This window comes from Sulfurovum lithotrophicum (assembly GCF_000987835.1).
In the GTDB taxonomy this organism is placed as follows: domain Bacteria; phylum Campylobacterota; class Campylobacteria; order Campylobacterales; family Sulfurovaceae; genus Sulfurovum; species Sulfurovum lithotrophicum.
Window position 1 is genome coordinate 446,998 of the sequence record NZ_CP011308.1, and the last position, 20,139, is coordinate 467,136.

At 45.1% G+C, this 20,139-nt stretch carries 18 protein-coding genes and 1 tRNA gene; 12 read left to right on the top strand and 7 right to left on the bottom strand.

Features of this window, described 5'->3' with window-relative positions; genetic code table 11:
* Window positions 1-10: 10 nt before the first annotated feature.
* From thrB to YH65_RS02170, 9 genes are all read left to right on the top strand, one after another.
* Window positions 11-889 (top strand): homoserine kinase, encoded by an 879-nt coding sequence (thrB, locus tag YH65_RS02130; protein WP_046550423.1) that lies wholly within the window; start codon window positions 11-13, stop codon window positions 887-889.
* A gap of 62 nt (window positions 890-951) precedes the next feature.
* Window positions 952-1,161, top strand: a complete 210-nt coding sequence (locus tag YH65_RS02135; RefSeq protein WP_046550424.1) for a DUF448 domain-containing protein — start codon at window positions 952-954, stop codon at window positions 1,159-1,161.
* A 48-nt stretch (window positions 1,162-1,209) separates the two neighbouring features.
* Window positions 1,210-3,936: a translation initiation factor IF-2 gene (gene infB / locus YH65_RS02140; RefSeq protein WP_046550425.1), complete on the top strand. Its 2,727-nt coding sequence runs from the start codon at window positions 1,210-1,212 to the stop codon at window positions 3,934-3,936.
* 1 nt (window position 3,937) lies between these two features.
* A complete protein-coding gene (gene rbfA / locus YH65_RS02145; RefSeq protein ID WP_046550426.1) occupies window positions 3,938-4,327 on the top strand; it encodes a 30S ribosome-binding factor RbfA in 390 nt (129 codons plus the stop codon).
* Window positions 4,317-4,745, top strand: a complete 429-nt coding sequence (rimP, locus tag YH65_RS02150; RefSeq protein WP_046550427.1) for a ribosome maturation factor RimP — start codon at window positions 4,317-4,319, stop codon at window positions 4,743-4,745. The genes rbfA and rimP overlap by 11 nt, the downstream gene beginning before the upstream one ends.
* Window positions 4,746-4,845: 100 nt before the next feature.
* The gene (gene ribD, locus YH65_RS02155; RefSeq protein WP_046550428.1) at window positions 4,846-5,838 is read left to right on the top strand and encodes a bifunctional diaminohydroxyphosphoribosylaminopyrimidine deaminase/5-amino-6-(5-phosphoribosylamino)uracil reductase RibD; all 993 of its coding nucleotides are present in this window, start codon (window positions 4,846-4,848) and stop codon (window positions 5,836-5,838) included.
* Entirely contained in the window at window positions 5,798-6,565 is a 768-nt protein-coding gene (gene ubiE, locus YH65_RS02160) for a bifunctional demethylmenaquinone methyltransferase/2-methoxy-6-polyprenyl-1,4-benzoquinol methylase UbiE (protein ID WP_046550429.1), read from the top strand. The genes ribD and ubiE overlap by 41 nt, the downstream gene beginning before the upstream one ends.
* Window positions 6,566-6,641: 76 nt before the next feature.
* On the top strand, window positions 6,642-7,901 hold the full coding sequence (gene xseA, locus YH65_RS02165) for an exodeoxyribonuclease VII large subunit (protein ID WP_046550430.1): 1,260 nt from the start codon (window positions 6,642-6,644) through the stop codon (window positions 7,899-7,901).
* A gap of 79 nt (window positions 7,902-7,980) precedes the next feature.
* Entirely contained in the window at window positions 7,981-9,795 is a 1,815-nt protein-coding gene (locus YH65_RS02170; RefSeq protein WP_046550431.1) for a sensor domain-containing protein, read from the top strand.
* A 169-nt stretch (window positions 9,796-9,964) separates the two neighbouring features.
* Here the strand turns inward: YH65_RS02170 and groL are convergent, their stop codons facing one another.
* Both groL and groES read right to left on the bottom strand, forming a co-directional pair.
* Window positions 9,965-11,596 carry a chaperonin GroEL gene (gene groL / locus YH65_RS02175; protein WP_046550432.1) on the bottom strand — a complete coding sequence of 544 codons (1,632 nt, stop codon included), beginning with the start codon at window positions 11,594-11,596 and terminating at the stop codon, window positions 9,965-9,967.
* A 42-nt stretch (window positions 11,597-11,638) separates the two neighbouring features.
* Entirely contained in the window at window positions 11,639-11,899 is a 261-nt protein-coding gene (gene groES / locus YH65_RS02180) for a co-chaperone GroES (protein ID WP_046550433.1), read from the bottom strand.
* Window positions 11,900-12,081: 182 nt separating this feature from the next.
* Between groES and YH65_RS02185 the strand changes: the two genes are divergently transcribed.
* The 3 genes from YH65_RS02185 to serS all read left to right on the top strand — a co-directional run bounded on the left by YH65_RS02185 (window position 12,082) and on the right by serS (window position 13,866).
* Window positions 12,082-12,324 carry a glutaredoxin family protein gene (locus YH65_RS02185; protein ID WP_046550434.1) on the top strand — a complete coding sequence of 81 codons (243 nt, stop codon included), beginning with the start codon at window positions 12,082-12,084 and terminating at the stop codon, window positions 12,322-12,324.
* Window positions 12,325-12,387: 63 nt separating this feature from the next.
* Window positions 12,388-12,464, top strand: a tRNA-Met gene (locus YH65_RS02190).
* A 157-nt stretch (window positions 12,465-12,621) separates the two neighbouring features.
* Window positions 12,622-13,866, top strand: coding sequence for a serine--tRNA ligase (gene serS / locus YH65_RS02195; protein WP_046550435.1), 1,245 nt, complete (start codon window positions 12,622-12,624; stop codon window positions 13,864-13,866).
* A 96-nt stretch (window positions 13,867-13,962) separates the two neighbouring features.
* Here serS and YH65_RS02200 read toward each other — a convergent pair whose 3' ends face one another.
* The 5 genes from YH65_RS02200 to hisA form a co-directional block, all read right to left on the bottom strand.
* Window positions 13,963-15,519, bottom strand: coding sequence for a 2-isopropylmalate synthase (locus YH65_RS02200; protein WP_046550436.1), 1,557 nt, complete (start codon window positions 15,517-15,519; stop codon window positions 13,963-13,965).
* A 323-nt stretch (window positions 15,520-15,842) separates the two neighbouring features.
* Entirely contained in the window at window positions 15,843-16,562 is a 720-nt protein-coding gene (gene pssA / locus YH65_RS02205; protein ID WP_046550437.1) for a CDP-diacylglycerol--serine O-phosphatidyltransferase, read from the bottom strand.
* The gene (ftsH, locus tag YH65_RS02210) at window positions 16,563-18,578 is read right to left on the bottom strand and encodes an ATP-dependent zinc metalloprotease FtsH (protein ID WP_046550438.1); all 2,016 of its coding nucleotides are present in this window, start codon (window positions 18,576-18,578) and stop codon (window positions 16,563-16,565) included.
* Window positions 18,571-19,401, bottom strand: a complete 831-nt coding sequence (locus YH65_RS02215) for a 50S ribosomal protein L11 methyltransferase (protein ID WP_046550439.1) — start codon at window positions 19,399-19,401, stop codon at window positions 18,571-18,573. The genes ftsH and YH65_RS02215 overlap by 8 nt, the downstream gene beginning before the upstream one ends.
* Window positions 19,391-20,104, bottom strand: coding sequence for a 1-(5-phosphoribosyl)-5-[(5-phosphoribosylamino)methylideneamino]imidazole-4-carboxamide isomerase (gene hisA / locus YH65_RS02220; protein ID WP_012083716.1), 714 nt, complete (start codon window positions 20,102-20,104; stop codon window positions 19,391-19,393). Before hisA ends, YH65_RS02215 begins: the two co-directional genes overlap by 11 nt.
* Window positions 20,105-20,139 lie beyond the last annotated feature (35 nt).

Here is a 20,139-nt window from a genome sequence, read left to right on the forward strand (position 1 = left end):
GTAGCAACAGATGTTAATAAGTGTACCGGCAACCAGCGCAAATCTTGGACCGGGGTTCGATACCCTGGGACTCGCAGTCGATCTTCGCAACGAGATCGTTATCAAACCTTCGAAATTCCTGAGCCTCTCAACACACGGTGAAGGTGCGGAGAATCCCAAGATCAAGAAGAATTCACTTTTTTTGAGTATTTTCAACGAGAACTACAAACGTTTGAGTGGGAAGACAGATAACTTTAGGTTTGAGTTTACCAACCGCATTCCTATCTCACGCGGTCTGGGCAGTTCCTCTGCAGTGATTGTAGCGGCCCTGAGCGGTGCCTACACTATGGCGGGAGTGAAGTACAACAAGCGGGAGATACTCAACCAGGCGCTGCGTTATGAACACCACCCCGATAATATCACTCCGGCAGTGATGGGTGGTTTCAATGTTGCCTGTGTGGAAGGGGACAGGGTTTATAGTAAAAAGCGCCGTATGCCCGACTACCTCCGTGCGGTTGTGGTGGTACCAAACAGGACGATTTCTACGGCGCGTTCACGTACCGTACTGCCAAAAATGTACAAAAAGGAGGAGACGGTCTATTCCCTTTCACGTGCAGCCTATATGACGGCACTTTTCATGAGTGAATCCTGGGATCTGCTCCGTATCGCCTCCAAAGACAAACTACACCAGGCAAGACGTATGAAGATGATGCCTGAACTCTTCGATGTACAGAAACTGGCACTTAAGCAGGGTGCACTGATGAGTACACTTTCAGGTTCTGGTTCTACTTTCTTTAACCTTGCCTATGAAAAAGATGCCGACAAGATCGCCCAGAGTCTGCGTGACAGATTTCCCCATTTCAGGGTTTTTGTACTCGCTTTGGACAATAATGGCGCTATCGCCAGATAATAGCCTGCAGGCTTAATCTCTTTTTAGGTATAATACGCATGAAAAAATCACAGCCCATTCGAATGTGCATCATCTGCCGCAGTAGACATCCTCAAAAAAGTTTGATCAGATTAAAACAGAACGGTAAAGAGGTTATCGCATTTAACGGTATGGGTAGAAGTTTTTACCTCTGTAGAAACTGTGTGAATGACAAAAAAAAGCTCAAAGGTCTTGCCAAACGTTTCAAACAGGATTTGGAACAATTGGCAAGACTTTTGGGAACGCTGGCCTAAAGCCGGTCTATGCGCAAAGACGCAGTATATTAAAGGAGTTAATCAAGTATGGATAAAGTGAAAATCCAGGAGATAGCAGAAGAAGCAGGATTGTCGAACGGCGAACTGATAGAGAAGGCCAAAGAGCTAGGGTTCAATGTAAAGGCAGCCAACAGTGCCATCAATGTAAATGATGCCGGTATTCTTGTTGACTATGCTATCAGCGGAACTCTGCCTAAAAGTTTCAAAAAACCGGGCGACAAACCAAAACTGAAAGTCGTAAAGAAAAAAGAGGTTGAAAAAGTACCCGAAAAGAGTGTTGAAACCCCTGCTGAAGAAGTTCCTGTTGTGGTGGAAGAAGCTGCAGTTGAAACGACAGAAGTAGCCGTAGAGGAAGTCCCGGCAGCAGAAGTAGCTGAAAGTAAAGAAGAGGCTGTTGCGGAAGAGAGCCCTGAAGTGCTTGAAGAAAAAAGTTCTGAAGTGGACAAAGAGGAGAGTGTGGAGACAGCACCTGCGGTTAAAGAGGTGAAGCAGCGCAAAGGTATTTCCGTTGTCAGTAAAAAAATAGAATCCGGCTCTGACAAGGAATCGGCAGAAGAGAAGCCAAAGCGCAGAGTACTTTCCCGTACAGGGATCAAGATCGTCAGAAAGGCGAAACCTGCACCTGTCAGAGCGGCAACAAAGATATCAATGGGCAGTGGAGCACCGACACCTCCAAGCAAGAAGAAGGTCAAAAAAGGGCCTGCGGAAGCAAGAGAGACCGGCAAGAAGATCGATATCTTCAATCATGACAGCATGAGCGGAGATATCGACAGCGGCTTTGGCGAAGAAGAAGTCGTACTGCTTGACTTCTCTGACAAGAATATCTATGAAGATATGATGCGCCAGGAGCAGAAGCGTAGAGAAGAAGCGAAGAAAAGAGAAGCGGCGAACGGCGGGCCTGCAAAAGGCAGACAGCCTTTTCGTCCCCAGCAGAGACGTTCACTTAAGCGTGGCGGAAAGCGCAAGAAGTATACTAAAGAAGAGAGCAGCGAGGTTGTAACATCAGTGGAGATCCCGGAAAATGTAAGAGTATATGAATTCGCCGAGAAGGTGAACCGCTCCGTAGGTGAAGTGGTAAAAGTCCTCTTCGCCCTTGGAATGATGGTGACGAAGAACGACTTCCTCTCCAAAGATGAGATCGAGATTCTGGCAGAAGAGTTTGGTGTGGAAGTCAGTACGATGAACCCGCTTGACGAGCTTGACTATGTTCAGGCATACGATGAGGTGGAAGATACACATCTTGAAGAGAGACCGCCGGTCATTACGATCATGGGTCACGTTGACCACGGTAAGACCTCTCTGCTTGACAGAATTCGTTCAGCCAAAGTGGCAGACAGGGAAGCGGGCGGCATTACGCAGCATGTCGGTGCCTACCAGGTAGAGAAAAACGGTAAGAAGATTACGTTCGTAGATACCCCGGGTCACGAAGCCTTTACCGAAATGCGTGCACGTGGTGCACAGGCGACCGATATCGTTATTATCGTCGTTGCGGCCGATGACGGTGTTATGCCTCAAACCAAAGAGGCGATCGCGCATACTAAAGCGGCAGGTGTTCCTTTTATCATTGCAATCACTAAAATGGATAAAGAAGGTGCAAATCCCGATAATGTCAAGTCTCAGCTTGCAGAGATGGATGTCATGGCAACAGACTGGGGTGGAGAATATGAATTTGTACCGGTTTCTGCATATACGGGAATGGGCATAGATGAACTGCTCGAAACAATTTTGCTTCAAGCTGAAGTCATGGAACTTAAGGCAGATCCTACAAGGAAAGCAAAAGCGGTCGTAGTTGAGAGCTCACTTGAAAAAGGCTTTGGTCCTGTCGCCAATGTGATCATCAAGAACGGTACACTGCATGTAGGTGACAATGTGATCGCAGGGAAGACTTACGGACGTATCAAGGCGATCAAGATGGATGACGGATCTTCGGTCAAAGAGATAGGTCCAAGCACACCTGCAGCGATTGTTGGACTCCATGATGTTCCTGGTGCGGGGGATGTCCTTGTTGCCATGGATACAGAAAAAGAAGTACGTGAACTTGCTGAAAAAAGAGCTGAATATGACAGAGCAAAACAACTTTCGAAAACTACAAAAGCATCTCTGGATGATCTTTCTGCTCTGATCGCAGAAGGACAGCTCAAGTCACTTCCTGTGATCATCAAAGCAGATGTACAAGGTTCTCTTGAAGCGATTAAGGGCAGTCTGGAGAAACTTAGAAATGAAGAAGTGAAAGTAAACATTATTCATGAAGGTGTAGGTGGAGTCACAGAGAGTGATCTTACACTTGCGGATGCAAGTGAGCATGCTGTGGTTCTCGGATTTAATGTACGCCCTACCGGTGCAGTGAGGAAGAAAGCAAAAGAGCTTGGCATTGAGATCAGATCATACAATATTATCTATGATCTTCTTGATGACGTCAAGGCACTGCTTGGCGGTATGATGAGTCCGGTGATCAAAGAAGAGGTGACAGGACAGGCAGAGGTCAGAGAGACATTCGTAGTCGGGAAAGTCGGTACCATTGCAGGAGCCAAGGTCATTGACGGTGTCATCACCAGAAATGCCAAAGCAAGACTGATCCGTGACGGTGTCGTTGTGTATGAAAGTACTATCTCTTCTCTCAAGCGTTTCAATGAAGATGCAAGAGAGGTTAAGAACGGATATGAATGTGGTATCATGCTTGAGAACTTCAACGATATCAAAGAGGGTGATGTGATCGAAACCTTCAAAGATGTTGAAGAGCAGGTCTCATTGTAAAATGACACAAGAAGAGATTAAACGGCACAGGGTCGAGTCCGTTCTCAAAGAGATCATTCCGGAAGCATTGAGTACCCTGGATGATGAGCGTATCAATGCGCTGGTAGTCACCGATGTCGTCTGTTCAAAAGGACGTTCAGATGCCAAGGTCTATCTGGATAAATCCTTTCTCTCTCCCAAAGAACAGGGCGAAGCACTTAGACAGCTCAGAACAGTGGCGGGCTATATCCAGAACCACTGTAAACAGAGTGAAGGGTGGTTCAAGGCACCACGATTCACTTTTGAATTCGATGAGCAGTTGGAAAAAGTAAGCCGTATGGAAGAGCTGTTCAAACAGATCAGCAGAAAAAACGAGAACAGTGAAGAAAAGGATGATTCGGATGAATCTTGAAACACAAATTGCAAAGATCGTAGAAGCCAACGGTGCAGCGCTTTACGATATTGAGACAGCAAATGAATTCGATGAAACCATCTACCGTGTACTGATCACAAAAACAGGTGGTGTGAACCTTGATCTGTGTGCAACGATTTCCAATGAGCTTTCTCCTTTTCTGGATGTGCATCCACCTATGAGCGGGCACTATCGCCTGGAGGTCAGCTCTCCCGGCATCGAGAGAAAACTCTCCAAGCCGGTACATTTTCAGAATGCCATCGGTGAAAAGGTCAAGGTGAAACTTCTGGGGGGAGACAAACTCAAAGGTGTCTTGAAAGCTGCCGATGATAAGGGTATTACTCTTGAAACAAAACAGGGTGAAGAGAGCTACTCATACAGTGATCTTGGTACAGTAAAAACCTATTATGAGTGGTGAGAACCGTTAAACAAAGGACAACTGCTTGTCCTTTGTAGGTTTGAAACCGAAGTGGTGGAGCAAAGAGACCCACGAAGGCAAAGCATAAAAAGGAGTGGCAATGAACGATGAATTTTATATGCAACTCGCACTCGATAAAGCCTGGGAGTATCAGCTTCTTACCTATCCGAACCCCGCCGTTGGTGCCGTAGTAACACTTAATGGTACTATTCTTGCTGTTGAAGCCCACAAAAAGGCAGGAACTTCACATGCAGAAGTACTTGCCCTGCTTAAAGCCTATGAAACACTTTCCAAAAGTACTGTCGATTTCGACCGGATGGATGCCCAAAAGGCACATAATTTTCTTCATACCATACCTAAAGATTTCTTTTCGGAATGCAGTATTTACGTGACACTTGAACCCTGTTCCCATGAAGGTAGAACACCGTCCTGTGCAACACTTCTTGAAACACTGGATCTCAAAAAAGTCATCATCGGGACAAAAGACCCTATTGAAGGGCATGGCGGAGGAATGGAATACCTGAAACATTGTACTTCTGGTATACTTGAAGAGGCCTGCCAGGCACTCATAGAACCTTTTATGATATGGCAAAAGAGAGCTTTTGTACTTTTCAAGCTGGCACAGACGACCAATGGACGTATCGGCGGCGGGTATCTCAGTTCAAAAAGTTCACTCAGGCATGTGCATCAATTCAGAGAAAAATGTGATACGCTGCTCATTGGAGGCAATACGGTACGAACAGACAGGCCGACATTGGATTGCCGATTTACAGGTGGTGCGGCACCGGATGTCATGATCTATTCAAAAAAAGATGATATAGACAGACAAATGCCACTTTTTACTATCAAGAATAGAACGGTCACTGTTACAGATAATTTAAACTTTTTGGAAAAACCTTCTTTTGTTCTTGTGGAAGGGGGTGAGGGTATGCTTAATGCACTTAAAGAGAAAATAGATTGGATGCTGATCTATCAGACACCTAAGCTCTCTACCAACCAATTATCCTATAATATCGACATGAATTTGGCATTTTTGCATCAGGATAAAAAAGATGTGGATCTGTTACTATGGAGTAGAAGAATTGGGCATTGAAAAACTGACGGACAAAGAGGAAAAACAGGAAAAGATCGTACATATGTTCGATGATATCGCATCGACCTACGATAAAGCCAACAGGGTACTCAGTATGGGTATCGATATACAGTGGCGTAAAAAAGGTTGTGACAAAGCCTTTGAAATTCTGGGAAAAGAGAATCTGGGGCAGATCACAGATGTGGCGACAGGTACAGGTGACCTGCTGATCTATTGGAAAGAACAGGCGGCAAAGCAGGGTGTCAACATAGAGAAGTTCGTAGGGATCGATCCCTCTGTAGGTATGCTTGATGTGGCCCGCCAAAAAGTGGATTTTGCCGAGTTCATAGAAGGCAAAGCACAGGAACTGCCTATAGGCGACGGGAGTACAGATGTGATCTCCATCTCTTACGGTATACGGAATGTCGTTGACAGAGTTGAGGCACTGGAGGAGTTTCACCGGGCATTGAGGCCGGAGGGTATTGTGATGATACTCGAGTTCACAAAACAGGAACGCAGCGGACTGGTAGACAAAGTGGTGGATTTCGGAATGAAAAACATACTTCCAAGAGTAGGCGGTTTTATCTCCAAAAACTATGAAGCATACAAATATCTGCCCGATTCCATAGAAGAGTTTCTGACTACGGAGATGTTGGCCAAAGAGTTGGAAGAGGCAGGTTTTGAAATGAAATATACCAAGTCTTTTTCAATGGGTATTTCAACATTGCTGGTTGCACAAAAGAAATAACGTAGGGTGTGCAACTGCACACCAGATAAAAATGAATACACAGAGGTGTGCTATTGCACACCCTACAAGGTAAATAATGTCAAATATGATGACAGTATCTTCCCTAAATACCAAGATAAAATCCCTGCTTGAAGCTACCTTTATGCATATTCTTGTCGAGGGGGAAGTGGCTTCTGTGACCTATCACTCCTCAGGACATCTCTATTTTTCCATCAAGGATGACAAAAGTGCTATTAAATGTGTGATGTGGCGATCTTCGGTTGCCAGGATGAAATTCCATATTGAAAAAGGGATGCACATCGTTGTGGAAGGTTCGGTCTCTGTCTATACGCCCAGAGGAGAATACCAGTTTCAGACGGTACGTATCGAACCCTATGGCAAAGGGGCACTGGCACTGGCCTATGAGCAGCTCAAAGAGCGTCTTAAAGCTAAAGGCTATTTCGATGCCCATAGAAAAAAACCTATGCCCAAAAGCATACAGAAGATCGTACTGGTGACAGCCAAAGAGAGTGCTGCTCTTTACGATATGCTCAAAATTATAGAGAAGCGCTGGCCACTGCTGGAAGTTACGATCGTTGATACGCTGGTACAGGGCGAGTCTGCAGCAGACCAGATCGCCAATTCTCTTCGCTATGCCGACACTCTCGGTGCAGATGTCATTGTAGTTGGACGGGGTGGGGGCAGTACGGAAGATCTATGGTGTTTCAATGAAGAGCTTGTGGCTGATGCGATCTTCGCCATGCAGACGCCTGTGGTCTCTGCAGTCGGGCATGAAGTGGATGTACTTATCAGTGATCTTGTAGCGGACCTTCGTGCACCGACACCCAGTGCTGCGATGGAAATGATACTTCCCGATCTTCAGGAAATTCTTTACACTCTTTCGGAGTATGAGGAGCGTTTCAAACAGGTGATCACTTCCAGACTCAATCAATCGATACGTGAACTCAAACATGTGGAGGAAATGCTTTATCGTTCATCACCGCTGCGAAGGCTGGAAGAGTCCAAAATGGAATTCAAACGTATGGAGGAAGAATTCAGACGTATAATCTCCTATAGAATGGAACGTTTCGAATCAGCATTGCCAAGCATGAGAAATACTTACATACAGACAATGCAGTTCATACTACAGCGAAAAGAGCAGCATCTCGACCATTTGATGCAAAAATTCCAGATGAATGACCCGCGCTCACAGTGCCGTCCGGGATGGGCACAGATATCACAGAATGGAAAGCCCGTTGCACTTGCATCGATCGACAAAGATACACGTTTCATTCTTGAAGATGCCTCTATCAGAATCGAAGCGGTATGTGTCAATAAACAAAAATTGTATGAATAGGTATAGGTATGAATAAGACAATGCGACCCTTTTACGTAGGGTATGATATAATGAGCATTCACTCTTCCAAAGGCAGGGTATGGGTACTCAAGAAATAGGCGGAATCATCATGCAGCAATTTATTTCGATACCTTTTACTGTTTTGGCAGTCATACTGATCCTTTTGATATTGCTGTATATCTTTTTCATCAAGCATGCAAAAAATAAGCTTCAGGCATTGGCTTCTGGCGAGGTATCGGTGATGCAAAAGGCACTTGAAACCTGTACGGATGCCGTTCTGATCCTTTCAATGGATCAGAAAGTACTCTATGCCAATAAATCAATGAGAACATTACTCCATTTACATGAAAAGTATGAAAATAGTATTTTGAACAATACACTCAAGGTCAAGGTAGGAAAAGAGTGGCGTACATTGGGACGAGTGATCAAAGAGAAACTTTCAGAAAGTGAAGCTTCACATTTTACACTGCTTCGAACAGAACTGTTGACACAAGACAAGCATGAATTGCCTGTCGATATTTGTATTGACAGGATAGAGGAAGAAGGTGTTTCAAGTCTGGTATGGAGTATTGTATCGATACATGATCTTAGTCAGAAAAAGGCAAAGGAGGATGCAGAATACTACCACCGGCTTACACACTTGCCAAACCAGATAAAAGCGCAGTATGACCTTAATGCGCTCAATGCCAGGCTGCATCTTTCAGATGACAAACTGGCTGTAATGGTGATCGATATTGACAACTTGTCTGTGTTGCGCTCTATCATAGGCGTTAGTCAGAGCAATTTGATACTCAAAAAGTTTGCCAGTTACCTTACCGAATTGTCAGTCAAGACAGGCTTTAAGACATACCATACCTTTTACAATAATTTTTTGCTGATCATTCCTGATGTGAAAGACATTAAAGAGTTGAATGATCTGGCACAGAGGATCCAAAAAGAGTTAAGCAGGTTCTATAAACTGGGTGAGAGCAGGCTACATCTTTCCGCATCCATAGGTATTGGTGTGTATCCGGATAGTGGTCCGGTTGCAAAACTCTTTGATCTTGCCTATAGGGCTTTGACCCAGGCAGAGAAGAGCGGCTATGGGAGAGTAGAGTTTTTCCTGAAGGAGACTGAAAAGAATAACTATGACGAACTGATACTCTACAATGATATGCATGCAGCCATAGAACGAAAACAATTTGAAGTGTACTATCAGCCCATTGTCGACACCCGGAATAAAGAGGCAGTCAAGGCAGAAGCCCTGATCAGATGGCATCATCCTGAGTATGGACTGGTTCCTCCAGATCTTTTTGTTTCAATTGCAGAAAAGACCGGTTTTATTGTAGAGTTGGGTAAATTTGTACTGGATGAGGTGCTTAAACAGCAAAAAAGATGGGAACTGTTCAAGTTCAGACAGATAGTCGTTTCGATCAACCTTTCTTTACTTGAGATAGAGACGGGCCATTTTGTTAAAGAGGTAGTCCAGCGTCTTGAGCACCATCAGGTCAACCCGGAGTTGATCCAGTATGAGATAACCGAGGGTTTGGCAATGCAGAATGAGAAACATTCAGCCAAAATATTTTATGAACTTAGAAAACTGGGTATAGGTGTTGTACTGGATGATTTTGGGACAGGCTATACCTCTTTTTCCTATCTGAAAAGGTTTCCGGCCAGTATTTTGAAAATTGACAAGATACTCATTGACAATATAGTGATGAATGAGGAGGATCAGCGTATTGTAAAAGCGATTATCGATCTTGGACACAGTCTGGGAATGAAGGTGGTTGTCGAAGGGGTGGAAACCAGCCTAATGGTAGAGCTTCTTGAGGGGTATGGCTGTGATTACATGCAGGGATATTATTTCTCGAAACCCTTACCGGTCGTTGAGTTTCAGAAGATGTTGCGGCAATAGAAGTTTGTGTTGTTTTAACGGCTTTCACAGTTTCGACACTATAGACGTGAAACTATTCACGTCTATTTACGTATCTTCCAGCCTACGCGGCTACATTCCCGATGGTCATTCCGACCGCTTCGGTTTCGAACCTAAAAACGTGAAGCAGTTCACGTTTTCTTTACGGTTCTCACATCATGCCAGGCATGCCGCCCATGTCTGGCATTGCAGGTGCAGGTGCTGGATTTTTCTCTTTGATGTCTGAGACTGTCGCTTCCGTTGTGAGCAGAAGGCTTGCTACGGAAGTGGCGTTCTGGAGGGCTACACGTGCTACTTTCAGCGGGTCGATGATCCCTGCTTCAAGCATGTTAACATATTCGCCGGTTGCCGCATTGAATCCAAGGTTCTCATCACTGTTGTTGGCGATCTTGTCCGCAACGACACCTGCATCGAATCCTGCATTCTGTGCGATCTGCTTCATCGGAGCATAGACGGCTCTCAGGATGATCTCTGCACCGACTGCTTCATCACCATTAAGATCAATTTTTACGGCTTTACTTGCTTTGGCTAGTGCGGCACCACCACCAATGACGATACCTTCGTCCACAGCTGCTTTGGTTGCAGAGAGTGCATCATCTACTCTGTCTTTCTTCTCTTTCATTTCAGTCTCAGTAGCCGCACCGACCTTGATGACCGCTACACCGCCTGAAAGTTTTGCCAGTCTCTCCTGGAGTTTTTCTTTGTCGTATTCGCTTGTGGTATTTTCCACCTGCACCTTGATCTCGGCTACTCTTGCTTCAACTGCAGCACTGTCGCCTTTACCGTCCACGATAACAGTATTGTCTTTGTCTATGACCACGCGTGCTGCCTGTCCAAGGTCATCAAGTGTCGCCTTGTCAAGGCTGAGTCCAAGTTCTTCGGTGATGACGTTCGCTCCCGTGAGGATGGCGATGTCTTTGAGCATCTCTTTCTTTCTGTCTCCAAAGCCGGGAGCTTTAACGGCAGCGATATTGAGTACGCCTTTGAGTCTGTTGAGTACCAGTGTTGCCAGGGCTTCACCTTCAAGGTCATCAGAAATGATGAGCAGCGGTCTTCCACTCTGCTGAATTTGCTCAAGGACAGGGATCAGGTCTTTGAGGGACGTGATTTTCGAGTCCGTGATGAGTAAGAGCGGATTTTCCATCTCGCAGGTCATCTTCTCCGTGTTGGTCACAAAGTAGGGTGAGAGGTAGCCTCTGTCGAACTGCATACCTTCAACCACTTCAAGGTCATCATTGATCCCTTTTGCCTCTTCAACAGTGATAACACCGTCTTTTCCTACCCTCTCCATCGCTTCGGCAATAAGGTTACCGATGGTCTCGTCAGAGTTTGCGGAAATCGTCGCTACCTGTGCGATCTCTTTTTTGTCTTTGACCTCTTTGGAGATCTTTTTGAGCTCATCGATGATCGCTGCACTGGCTTTGTCCATACCTCTTTTCACTTCGATGGGGTTGGCGCCGGCCGTGATGTTTCTCAATCCCTCTTTGAAGATAGAGTGTGCCAGTACGGTTGCAGTTGTTGTACCGTCACCCGCTTCATCGGCTGTGTTGCTTGCCACCTCTTTGACCAGCTGTGCACCCATGTTTTCCAGTGTATCGTCAAGTTCGATCTCTCTGGCTACGCTCACACCGTCTTTTGTGATGTGGGGGGCACCAAAGCTTTTTTGAATGAGAACGTTACGCCCTCTTGGTCCCATAGTCACTTTTACGGCATCTGCCAATTTCGTGACACCTTCGAACAGTCCGTTTCTTGCTTTGTCTGAAAAAAATATTTCTTTTGCCATCTTCTATCCTTTTATGTAGTTCTTATTAGATTATTTTAAATGTTATACGAGTATTCCAAAGATGTCGGAGCTCTCCATTATGAGAAACTCTTCTCCATCCAGGATGATCTCATTTCCGGAATATTTTCCGAATACGACAGTGTCGTCCACATTGATATCTTCAACTTCGCTGCCTACAGCGATCACTTTACCTTTTGACGGTTTCTCTTTTGCATTATCAGGTATAATGATTCCTGAAGCCGTTGTATTGGCCTCTTCAACTCTTTGGATCAAAAGTCTGTCACCTAATGGCTTAAAATTCATGATATCTCCTTACGATTTATAATTTATGTAATGCAATCATACAAAAAAATGTCTGTTTTGTCAATAGTCTTTAGTCATTATCACTAAAGTTTTTTAACAAATATCTTTAAGATATATATTGAATTCATTTTGTAAATGTTGTATAATCTTTTTAAAAATCAATAAAGGAGATAGTATATATTATGGAAAAAAAACAAAAAAAAGTAGTACTCTTCACTACACCGACGTGTAAATGGTGTACGACGGCAAAAAACCACCTGAAATCACACGGCATCAAATTCAAGGTCATTGACATTTCAAAAGACCAGAAAGCGGCAAAAGACTGTGAACAGCATGGGTGCAGAGGAGTTCCTGTTTATCTGATCGGCTCACAATGGATCTGCGGATTCGATCAGAAAAAAGTGGAAAAAGTGTTAAATTTATGATTTTTTTAAAAAACTATTGACAATAAAGCAAACTTTAGCTAAAATTCCGGTCTCTTCATTAGTGGCAAGATAGCTCAGTTGGTTAGAGCGCTGCTCTCATAAGGCGGAGGTCCGGGATTCGAGTTCCCGTCTTGCTACCACTTAGAACACTTTTTAAACCCCATGAGTCTTATCTATCTACTTTCAAAATTTTTTAAAATATCGTACATCAATCTTCTATCTGATTAATTTTAATCAGACTCTATTTCTTTTTACTCTATAATTCCCCTAACATAAACCACATATCAGGCAAGACTCATGATAGACTTAAAATACCTCCAGAACAACTTCGATGAAGCAAGTACAAAATTGCAAAAAAAAGGTGTGGATACAGCAATACTTGAACATCTGCAAAACCTTTTTAAAACACTCAAAGAGGCCAACGCAAAACTCGAAGCAGCTAAGGCAGAACAGAACAGTATGTCCAAACTCTTTGGGCAGTATAAGCGCGAAGGGAAGGATATTACTGAACTTAAGGCAAAGGTCGATGCAAATAAAGAGGCGATGGTACCTCTGCAGGAGAAGGCAAGAGAAGCAGAGGCATCCCTGTATGAAGTAGCACTGGCTATCCCGAACTTTCCTGACGATTCTGTTCCAGAAGGTACCGATGAAGAGGACAATGTTGAACTGATCAAAGTACTTGAACCGAAAAGTTTCGACTTTGAACCGTTGGAACACTGGGCACTGGCGGAGAAAAATGGCTGGATCGATTTCGAACGCGGTGTAAAATTGGCAAAAAGCCGCTTTTCTGTTTTACGTGGTGAGGCTGCAAGGCTTGAAAGAGCGCTGATCAACTTCTTTCTTGATACCAACACAGAAAGAGGCTTTGAAGAGCTTTGTGTGCCGTTTATGAACAATGCCCAGATGCTTCAGGGAACGGGACAGCTTCCAAAATTTGAAGATGATCTCTTCAAAATAGAAGATGAGGATCTCTACCTGATCCCTACGGCGGAAGTACCGTTAACAAATATGTATAATGATGAGATCCTTTCGGAGAGTGAACTGCCTGTACTCATGACAGGCTATACTCCCTGTTTTCGAAAAGAGGCAGGTTCAGCCGGACGTGATACACGAGGGATGATCCGCCAGCACCAGTTCGACAAGGTAGAAATGGTTGCTATTGCCCACCCTGACAAGAGTGACGAAGTCTTTGATATGATGGTACAGAATGCTTCGGATATCCTGACGGCACTTGGCTTGCCGCATAGGGTAGTGGAACTTTGCGGAGGGGACCTCGGTTTTTCGGCGTCAAAGACCATCGACCTTGAAGTGTGGCTTCCGGGGCAGAACAAATACCGGGAAATTTCTTCCATCTCCAATACCAGGGATTTTCAGGCAAGACGTGCGAAGATCAGGTTTAAAGACAACAAAAAGAACAGGCTGGTCCATACGTTGAACGGTTCGGCACTTGCCGTAGGGCGTACGCTGATCGCAATCATGGAGAATTATCAGAATGAAGACGGGACGATAGAGATTCCGGAAGTGTTAAAAAAATATATGTAGGGTGTGCAATTGCACACCAATTTAAATATGATCAAAAATATAACACAATTATTTATATATGAGGTGTGCAACTGCACACCCTACGCAAAAATATAATCATATTGTTTTCGAACTGTCACTGTGACGTGATTTCAATTTCCCTTCCATGCTCAAGTAGCTGTTGAGTGCACCTATATAGGCTCTGGCAGAGGCCAGCATCGTATCGATATTCAATCCGTGCCCTATAATGGCAGGTTCTCCGTTGAAGGATACTTTGACTGTCACGTTTGCAAGAGCATCTTTTCCCTTGCTGACCGATTTGACCTTATAGTCCAACAACTGACCGTCATAGCCGGATATACGGTCAATGGTCTTGAAAATGGCATCCATAGTCCCGTCACCGATACTCGCATCAATGATCTCATTGTCATCTTTCTTGATGCTTACCGCCGCTGAAGGCATACCATTGGAGCAGTCCATCAACTGCAGAGAGATCAATTCGAAAATCTTCGGAGCAGAGGTCATCTCGTTGGTGACCAATGCTCTCAAGTCATCATCGTAGATATCTTTTTTCCTGTCCGCAAGTATCTTGAAACGCTCGAAAGAACTGTTCAATGCTTCATCTGTCAATGTAAAGCCCAGTTTGCTCAATTTGTCCTTGAATGCTGCACGGCCCGAATGTTTACCCAGGACCAGAGTGTCTTCCATATCCAAACCGATATCTGCGGGACGGATGATCTCGTAGGTCTCTTTGTTCTTTAGCATACCGTCCTGGTGTATGCCGCTCTCATGGGCGAAAGCATTTTTTCCGACGATCGCCTTGTTCGGCTGTGGTTCGATACCTGTGATGCTTGCGATCAAACGGCTGGAAGGGTAGATCTCTTTAGTGTTGATGTTTGTTTCAAAGCCCTTAAAGACATCCTGTCTGGTTCTCAATGCCATGACGATCTCTTCCAATGCGGCATTCCCGGCGCGTTCACCCAAGCCGTTTATGGTACATTCAACCTGTCTGGCACCGTTGATGACGGCTTCAAGCGAGTTGGCCACACCCAGGCCCAAATCATTATGGTTGTGCACGGAGATGATAGCACGCCCTTTGACATATTCGCTCATCTCTTTGACCATGGCACCGATCTCGAAGGGAAGTCTGAAGCCTACGGTGTCGGGCAAGTTGATGGTCGTAGCACCTGCTTGGATGACCGCATCGGATATCTCTTTCATGAAGCCTATGTCTGAGCGTCCGGCATCTTCACAGGAGAACTCTACATCCTCAACGAAAGTACGGGCGTACTCTACCGCTCTGACCGCTCTTTTGATGACTTCGTCAGGAGACATTTTCAGTTTGTGTTCCATATGTATCTTTGAAGTCGCGATGAAGGTATGGATACGCTTCATTCTGGCTTTGGCCACCGCTTCGCCTGCTGCTTTGACATCCGAGTCTATCGCTCTTGCCAAAGAACAGACAGTAGAGTTGCTTACACGCTGTGCGATCTTTTCAATGGCGTCAAAGTCTCCCGGGCTTGCTGCTGCGAATCCTGCTTCGATAATGTCCACCCCTAAACGCTCCAACTGCGCCGCGATCTGGATCTTCTCTTCTGTGTTCATGGAAGCCCCGGGACTCTGTTCACCGTCTCTCAATGTTGTGTCAAATATTTTAATGGTCTCTTTGTTCATTATATTTACCTTGAAAATGATAAGAACGCCTAAAACGAAACTGTTTTCGTAAGCTTGCTGATGAAGTAAACTTGGCGTTAGCGCAGCCCGCATAGAACTTTGTTCTGTGGCATTGCATAAATGGTAGTCTAATTTTACCGAAATAGTGGTTAATTAGAAATGCGTTGTGTATATTTAAAATATGGGAATTAGAGTGAGAGAAGTAGGAGGAGTCTGTCAACTTGTGTGAAAATGGTTCTGTTTCTTGTGTATGTTTTCATAATGTACTCCTGTAATTTTTGGAAAGTATATCCAAAATCCTGTAAAATAGCAAGGGATAAAGATTATCTTTTAAAATGAATTTTACGGATGTTATAGGTGTAAAGTGCGCGAATCGGTCCATACAGTACATAGAGAAGAATGATCAAAGCAAATCCTTCTGTAGAGAAAAGGTAAAGCAGGGAGGTGGCAAGCACCAGGGTGATCATGGTCTTAAAAAGCATCGGTCTGTCAAGCTGTATTTTCTTGAAAGAGGGATAGCGAAAATTGCTGACCATCAAAAGGGAAATACCAAGACAAAGAAACAGAAGTAAGATACTGTAGTTTTCCAGTGCATATTTATGAAAAAGAAGTATCCACATCGAGATAAAGATCGCGGCTGTTGGAATGGGCAAGCCAATGAAAACATTGGGATCTGCTTTGGCTGTGCAGATGTTGAAACGTGCCAGACGAATGGCACCGAAGATGACATAAAGCGCCGATACCAGTATTCCGAAACGTCCAAACTCGTTCCCTGTGAAAAAATAGAGCAGCATGGCCGGTGCGATACCGAAAGAGATGATGTCGGCAAGTGAGTCGAACTCCACTCCGAACTGGCTGGTGGTATTGGTCATACGGGCAACACGTCCGTCCAGGCCGTCAAAGACCAGTGCAAGCAGGATCAGCCATGCGGCAGAGTTGAAATCTTCTTTACTGGCTTCAACAATACTGAGTACACCGATAAAGATACTGCTTGCGGTAAAGAGATTCGGCAGTAGGTAGATCAGCTTTATGTTGCGTTTCATCTAGGCTTCTTTGTTGTTATCACTCTCTTCGGATATCTCTTTTTTTAATGCTTCTTCTTTTTTTTCTGCCTCTGCTTTGTTTTTGGCGACCTTGTCTTTATGGGCAAGACGGCTAGGCATACCTTTTTCTTTTTCGTACTCTTCGATGATCCTGCGGACTGTTTTTCCTTCGATCACTTCCGTTCCCAAAAGTTCTTTGGCCATATTGTCGATAGCGCCATAATAATCCTGGAGTGTTTCCTTTACATAGCCGTAGCGTTCGTTCAGAGTGGATTTGATATAGCTGTCCATAGCCTCAGCTGTCTTATCACTGTAATCGGTCGATACCGCTCCGGCACCGAGGAAAGAGTTTTGACTGCGGGAAAGGACCATGAGCCCGGCTACATCGGTCATTCCGTACACTGAGACCATATCTTTTAAGATGGCAGTAGCACGGTCAAGGTCATTTCCTGCTCCCGTAGAGATCTCTCCAATGAATACATCTTCAGCCGCGCGTCCGCCAAGGAGTACATCGACTTCTGCCATCAGTTCATGTTTCTGTTTCAGAAAACGCTCTTCATCTTCGGGAAGATGCAGCGTATAGCCAAGTGCGCCCAGCCCGCGTGGGATGATGGAGACCTTGGTGACACGGGTAGCGCCTTCGCTGAGTTCAGACATGAGTGCATGTCCGCTCTCGTGATAGGCAACGATCTTCTTTTCCGTCTCGTTGATCTTGCGATTCTTTTTCTCAAGTCCTACAAAGGAACGTTCAATGGCTTCAAGCAAGTCTGACTGTTCGATCTGTTTCTTGTTCTGGCGTCCCGCAAGCAGGGCCGCTTCATTGATAATGTTGGCAAGATCGGCCCCGGCCAGCCCGGCAGTCTGTTTGGCAACGATTTCAAGATCGACATTGGGAGCGAGTTTGACATCTTTAGAGTGTACTTTGAGGATAGCTAAACGACCTTCATAATCAGGTTTATCTACAAGTACCTGTCTGTCGAAACGTCCTGCTCTAAGTAAAGCAGCATCAAGTGTTTCCGGCCTGTTGGTGGCTGCAAGTACGATGACAGGGGTATCGGTTCCGAAGCCGTCCATTTCTGCAAGAAGCTGATTGAGGGTTTGTTCTCTCTCGTCATTTCCGCCCATTTGTCCCCCACTTGCACGGCTTTTACCGATGGCGTCGATCTCATCGATGAAGATGATGGAAGGTGCTTCTTTCTTTGCCTGTGCAAAAAGGTCACGCACACGGCTGGCACCGACCCCGACGAACATCTCTATGAATCCGGAACCGCTTACGGAGAAGAACGGTACCGAGGCCTCTCCCGCCACCGCTTTGGCAAGCAGGGTCTTACCGGTACCCGGAGGGCCCACAAGCAGGACCCCTTTGGGGATCTTGGCGCCGAGTTCTATGTACCGTTCCGGGAATTTGAGGAAATCGACGATCTCTTTGACTTCGTCTTTTGCCTCTTCTACTCCCTGGACATCGTCAAAACGTGTATCGGGTTTCTCGGAGTTGATGAGTTTATCGGCTTTTCCTGCTCCCAGAATGCCTCCCCCCATACCTTTACTCATCTTTTTGGCAAGGAAGATCCAGATAGCGAAGAAGATGAGGATAGGCAGCATCATGCTGATCAGTTCAGAAAAGAAACCGTTACCCACCACACCTTCGTAGGCGATACCTTTTTTGTCAAGCAGTGGAATGAGGTCTCTGTCGTATGTTGGGACATTCTGTGCCACATAGCGGACTTTACGCCCGTTGTCCTCAATGATCGCTTCGACCATTGAGGGAGTCAATTTGACACTTTTAACCGCTCCCTCTTCGATTCTCTTCTTGATCTCCGAATATTTTACCTGTTTTGTCTGCGCTACACCCTGTGTATTCATCATAGTGCCGAGACTGTCTCCTTCACCGACGAAGGATTTGAAGATCAGGATGATGACAATGGAGAAGATCGCAAAGGCGAGCAGGGGATTGTCATTGAAAAAGTTGTTATTATTGTTTTGCTTATTATCATTGTTATTGTTTGGATTAGCCATTTATTTTTTCCTTTTTGTAGACGAGTGTTACCCATTCGTCTTTTAGGGTTCTTTTTTCTAAAGTCAGATCTTGAAAAGATGCTTTTACCAGTTCTTCTTTTTTATCTAAAATACCTGAAAGTATCAGGTATCCACCTTCTTGTACTGCGGCTTTAAGATCCTTGGAGATGAATCTTAACACATCTGCAATGATATTGGCGATGACCACATCATACGTACCTTCAGCTTTATCGATAGAGCCTTCCCAGAGTTTGTCGTACTGCGCTTCATTGAGCTTGAAGTTCTCTTTGCAGCTTTTAACTGAAAGTGGGTCGGTATCACACAATTCGACAGTGGCACCCAGTTTTTTTGCCGCAAGACCCAAAATACCTGAACCGCAACCGACATCGATGATGCGGTCTCCCTCTTTGACAGTTTCACTGATCGCTTCAAGACAGGAGAATGTCGTGGCATGATGACCGGAACCAAAGGCCAACGCAGGGTCTATTTTAATGTTGATGAATCTCTCTTTTGGTTCGTACCAGCTGGGAAAGATATAGAACTTTCCCGCTTCAATAGGCTGAATGGACTCCTGATAACTCTTGATCCAGTCAATATTCTCTTTCTCTTCCAAGTTGAAATCCATATGGATGTCACTCTCAAGCTCATCCTGTAAGGCTACCAGTGCATCTTTAACGAAAGTTAAATCAGACTCGCTTCGTATGACGATCTTCCCTGTACCGAACTCCAAGCCTTCATCATGGATATTCATAATGTAATCAGAAATAAGATCGACATACTGATCATCCAGAGTAATCGTCAGTTCATAATACTTATCCTGCATTTACAGTCCTAAACGCTTCTTCGAGGTCGAGGGTACCTTCATAGAATGCTTTGCCGACAATAGTGCCGTCAATGCCTGCTTCAATGAGCGCATTGATATCCGTCATATCTTTCAATCCGCCGCTTGCGATGGTCTCCAGTCCGGAGGCTTCCTTAATGGCAAGAGTGAAGTCAATGTTCACACCGGTCATCATCCCGTCGCGTCCCACATCGGTACAGATAATGGCTTCAACACCGGCATCGGCGAATTCCTTTGCAAGGTCGGTGGCTTTCATATCGGACACTTCTCCCCAGCCTTCGACTGCAACCATGCCGTCAATCGCATCGATACCGACAACGATCGGGTATTTGGCTGCCATCTCTCTGACGAATTTCGGGTCTTTGACCGCAATGGAACCGAGAATGAGTCTGTCGATGCCGAGATCAAGATACATTTTGATGGTCTCTTCATCCCTGATCCCTCCTCCAAGTTCAAGTTTGAGGTTGCAGTTCTCCCTGATCTTCTTGATCTGTTCAAGGTTTTCAGGTTTTCCGGCAAAGGCACCGTTAAGGTCGACAAGGTGTACCCATTCGCTTCCGAGTTCTTCAAAACGCTTGGCAACTTGCCAGGGTTCATCACTGTAGATCTTGGCGGACTCCATGAGCCCTTTGCTTAGTCTGACTGCTTTTCCGTCTTTTAAATCAATAGCGGGCAATATTGTCATTGTTTTCCTTCGTAGGGTGCATAATCACGCACCGT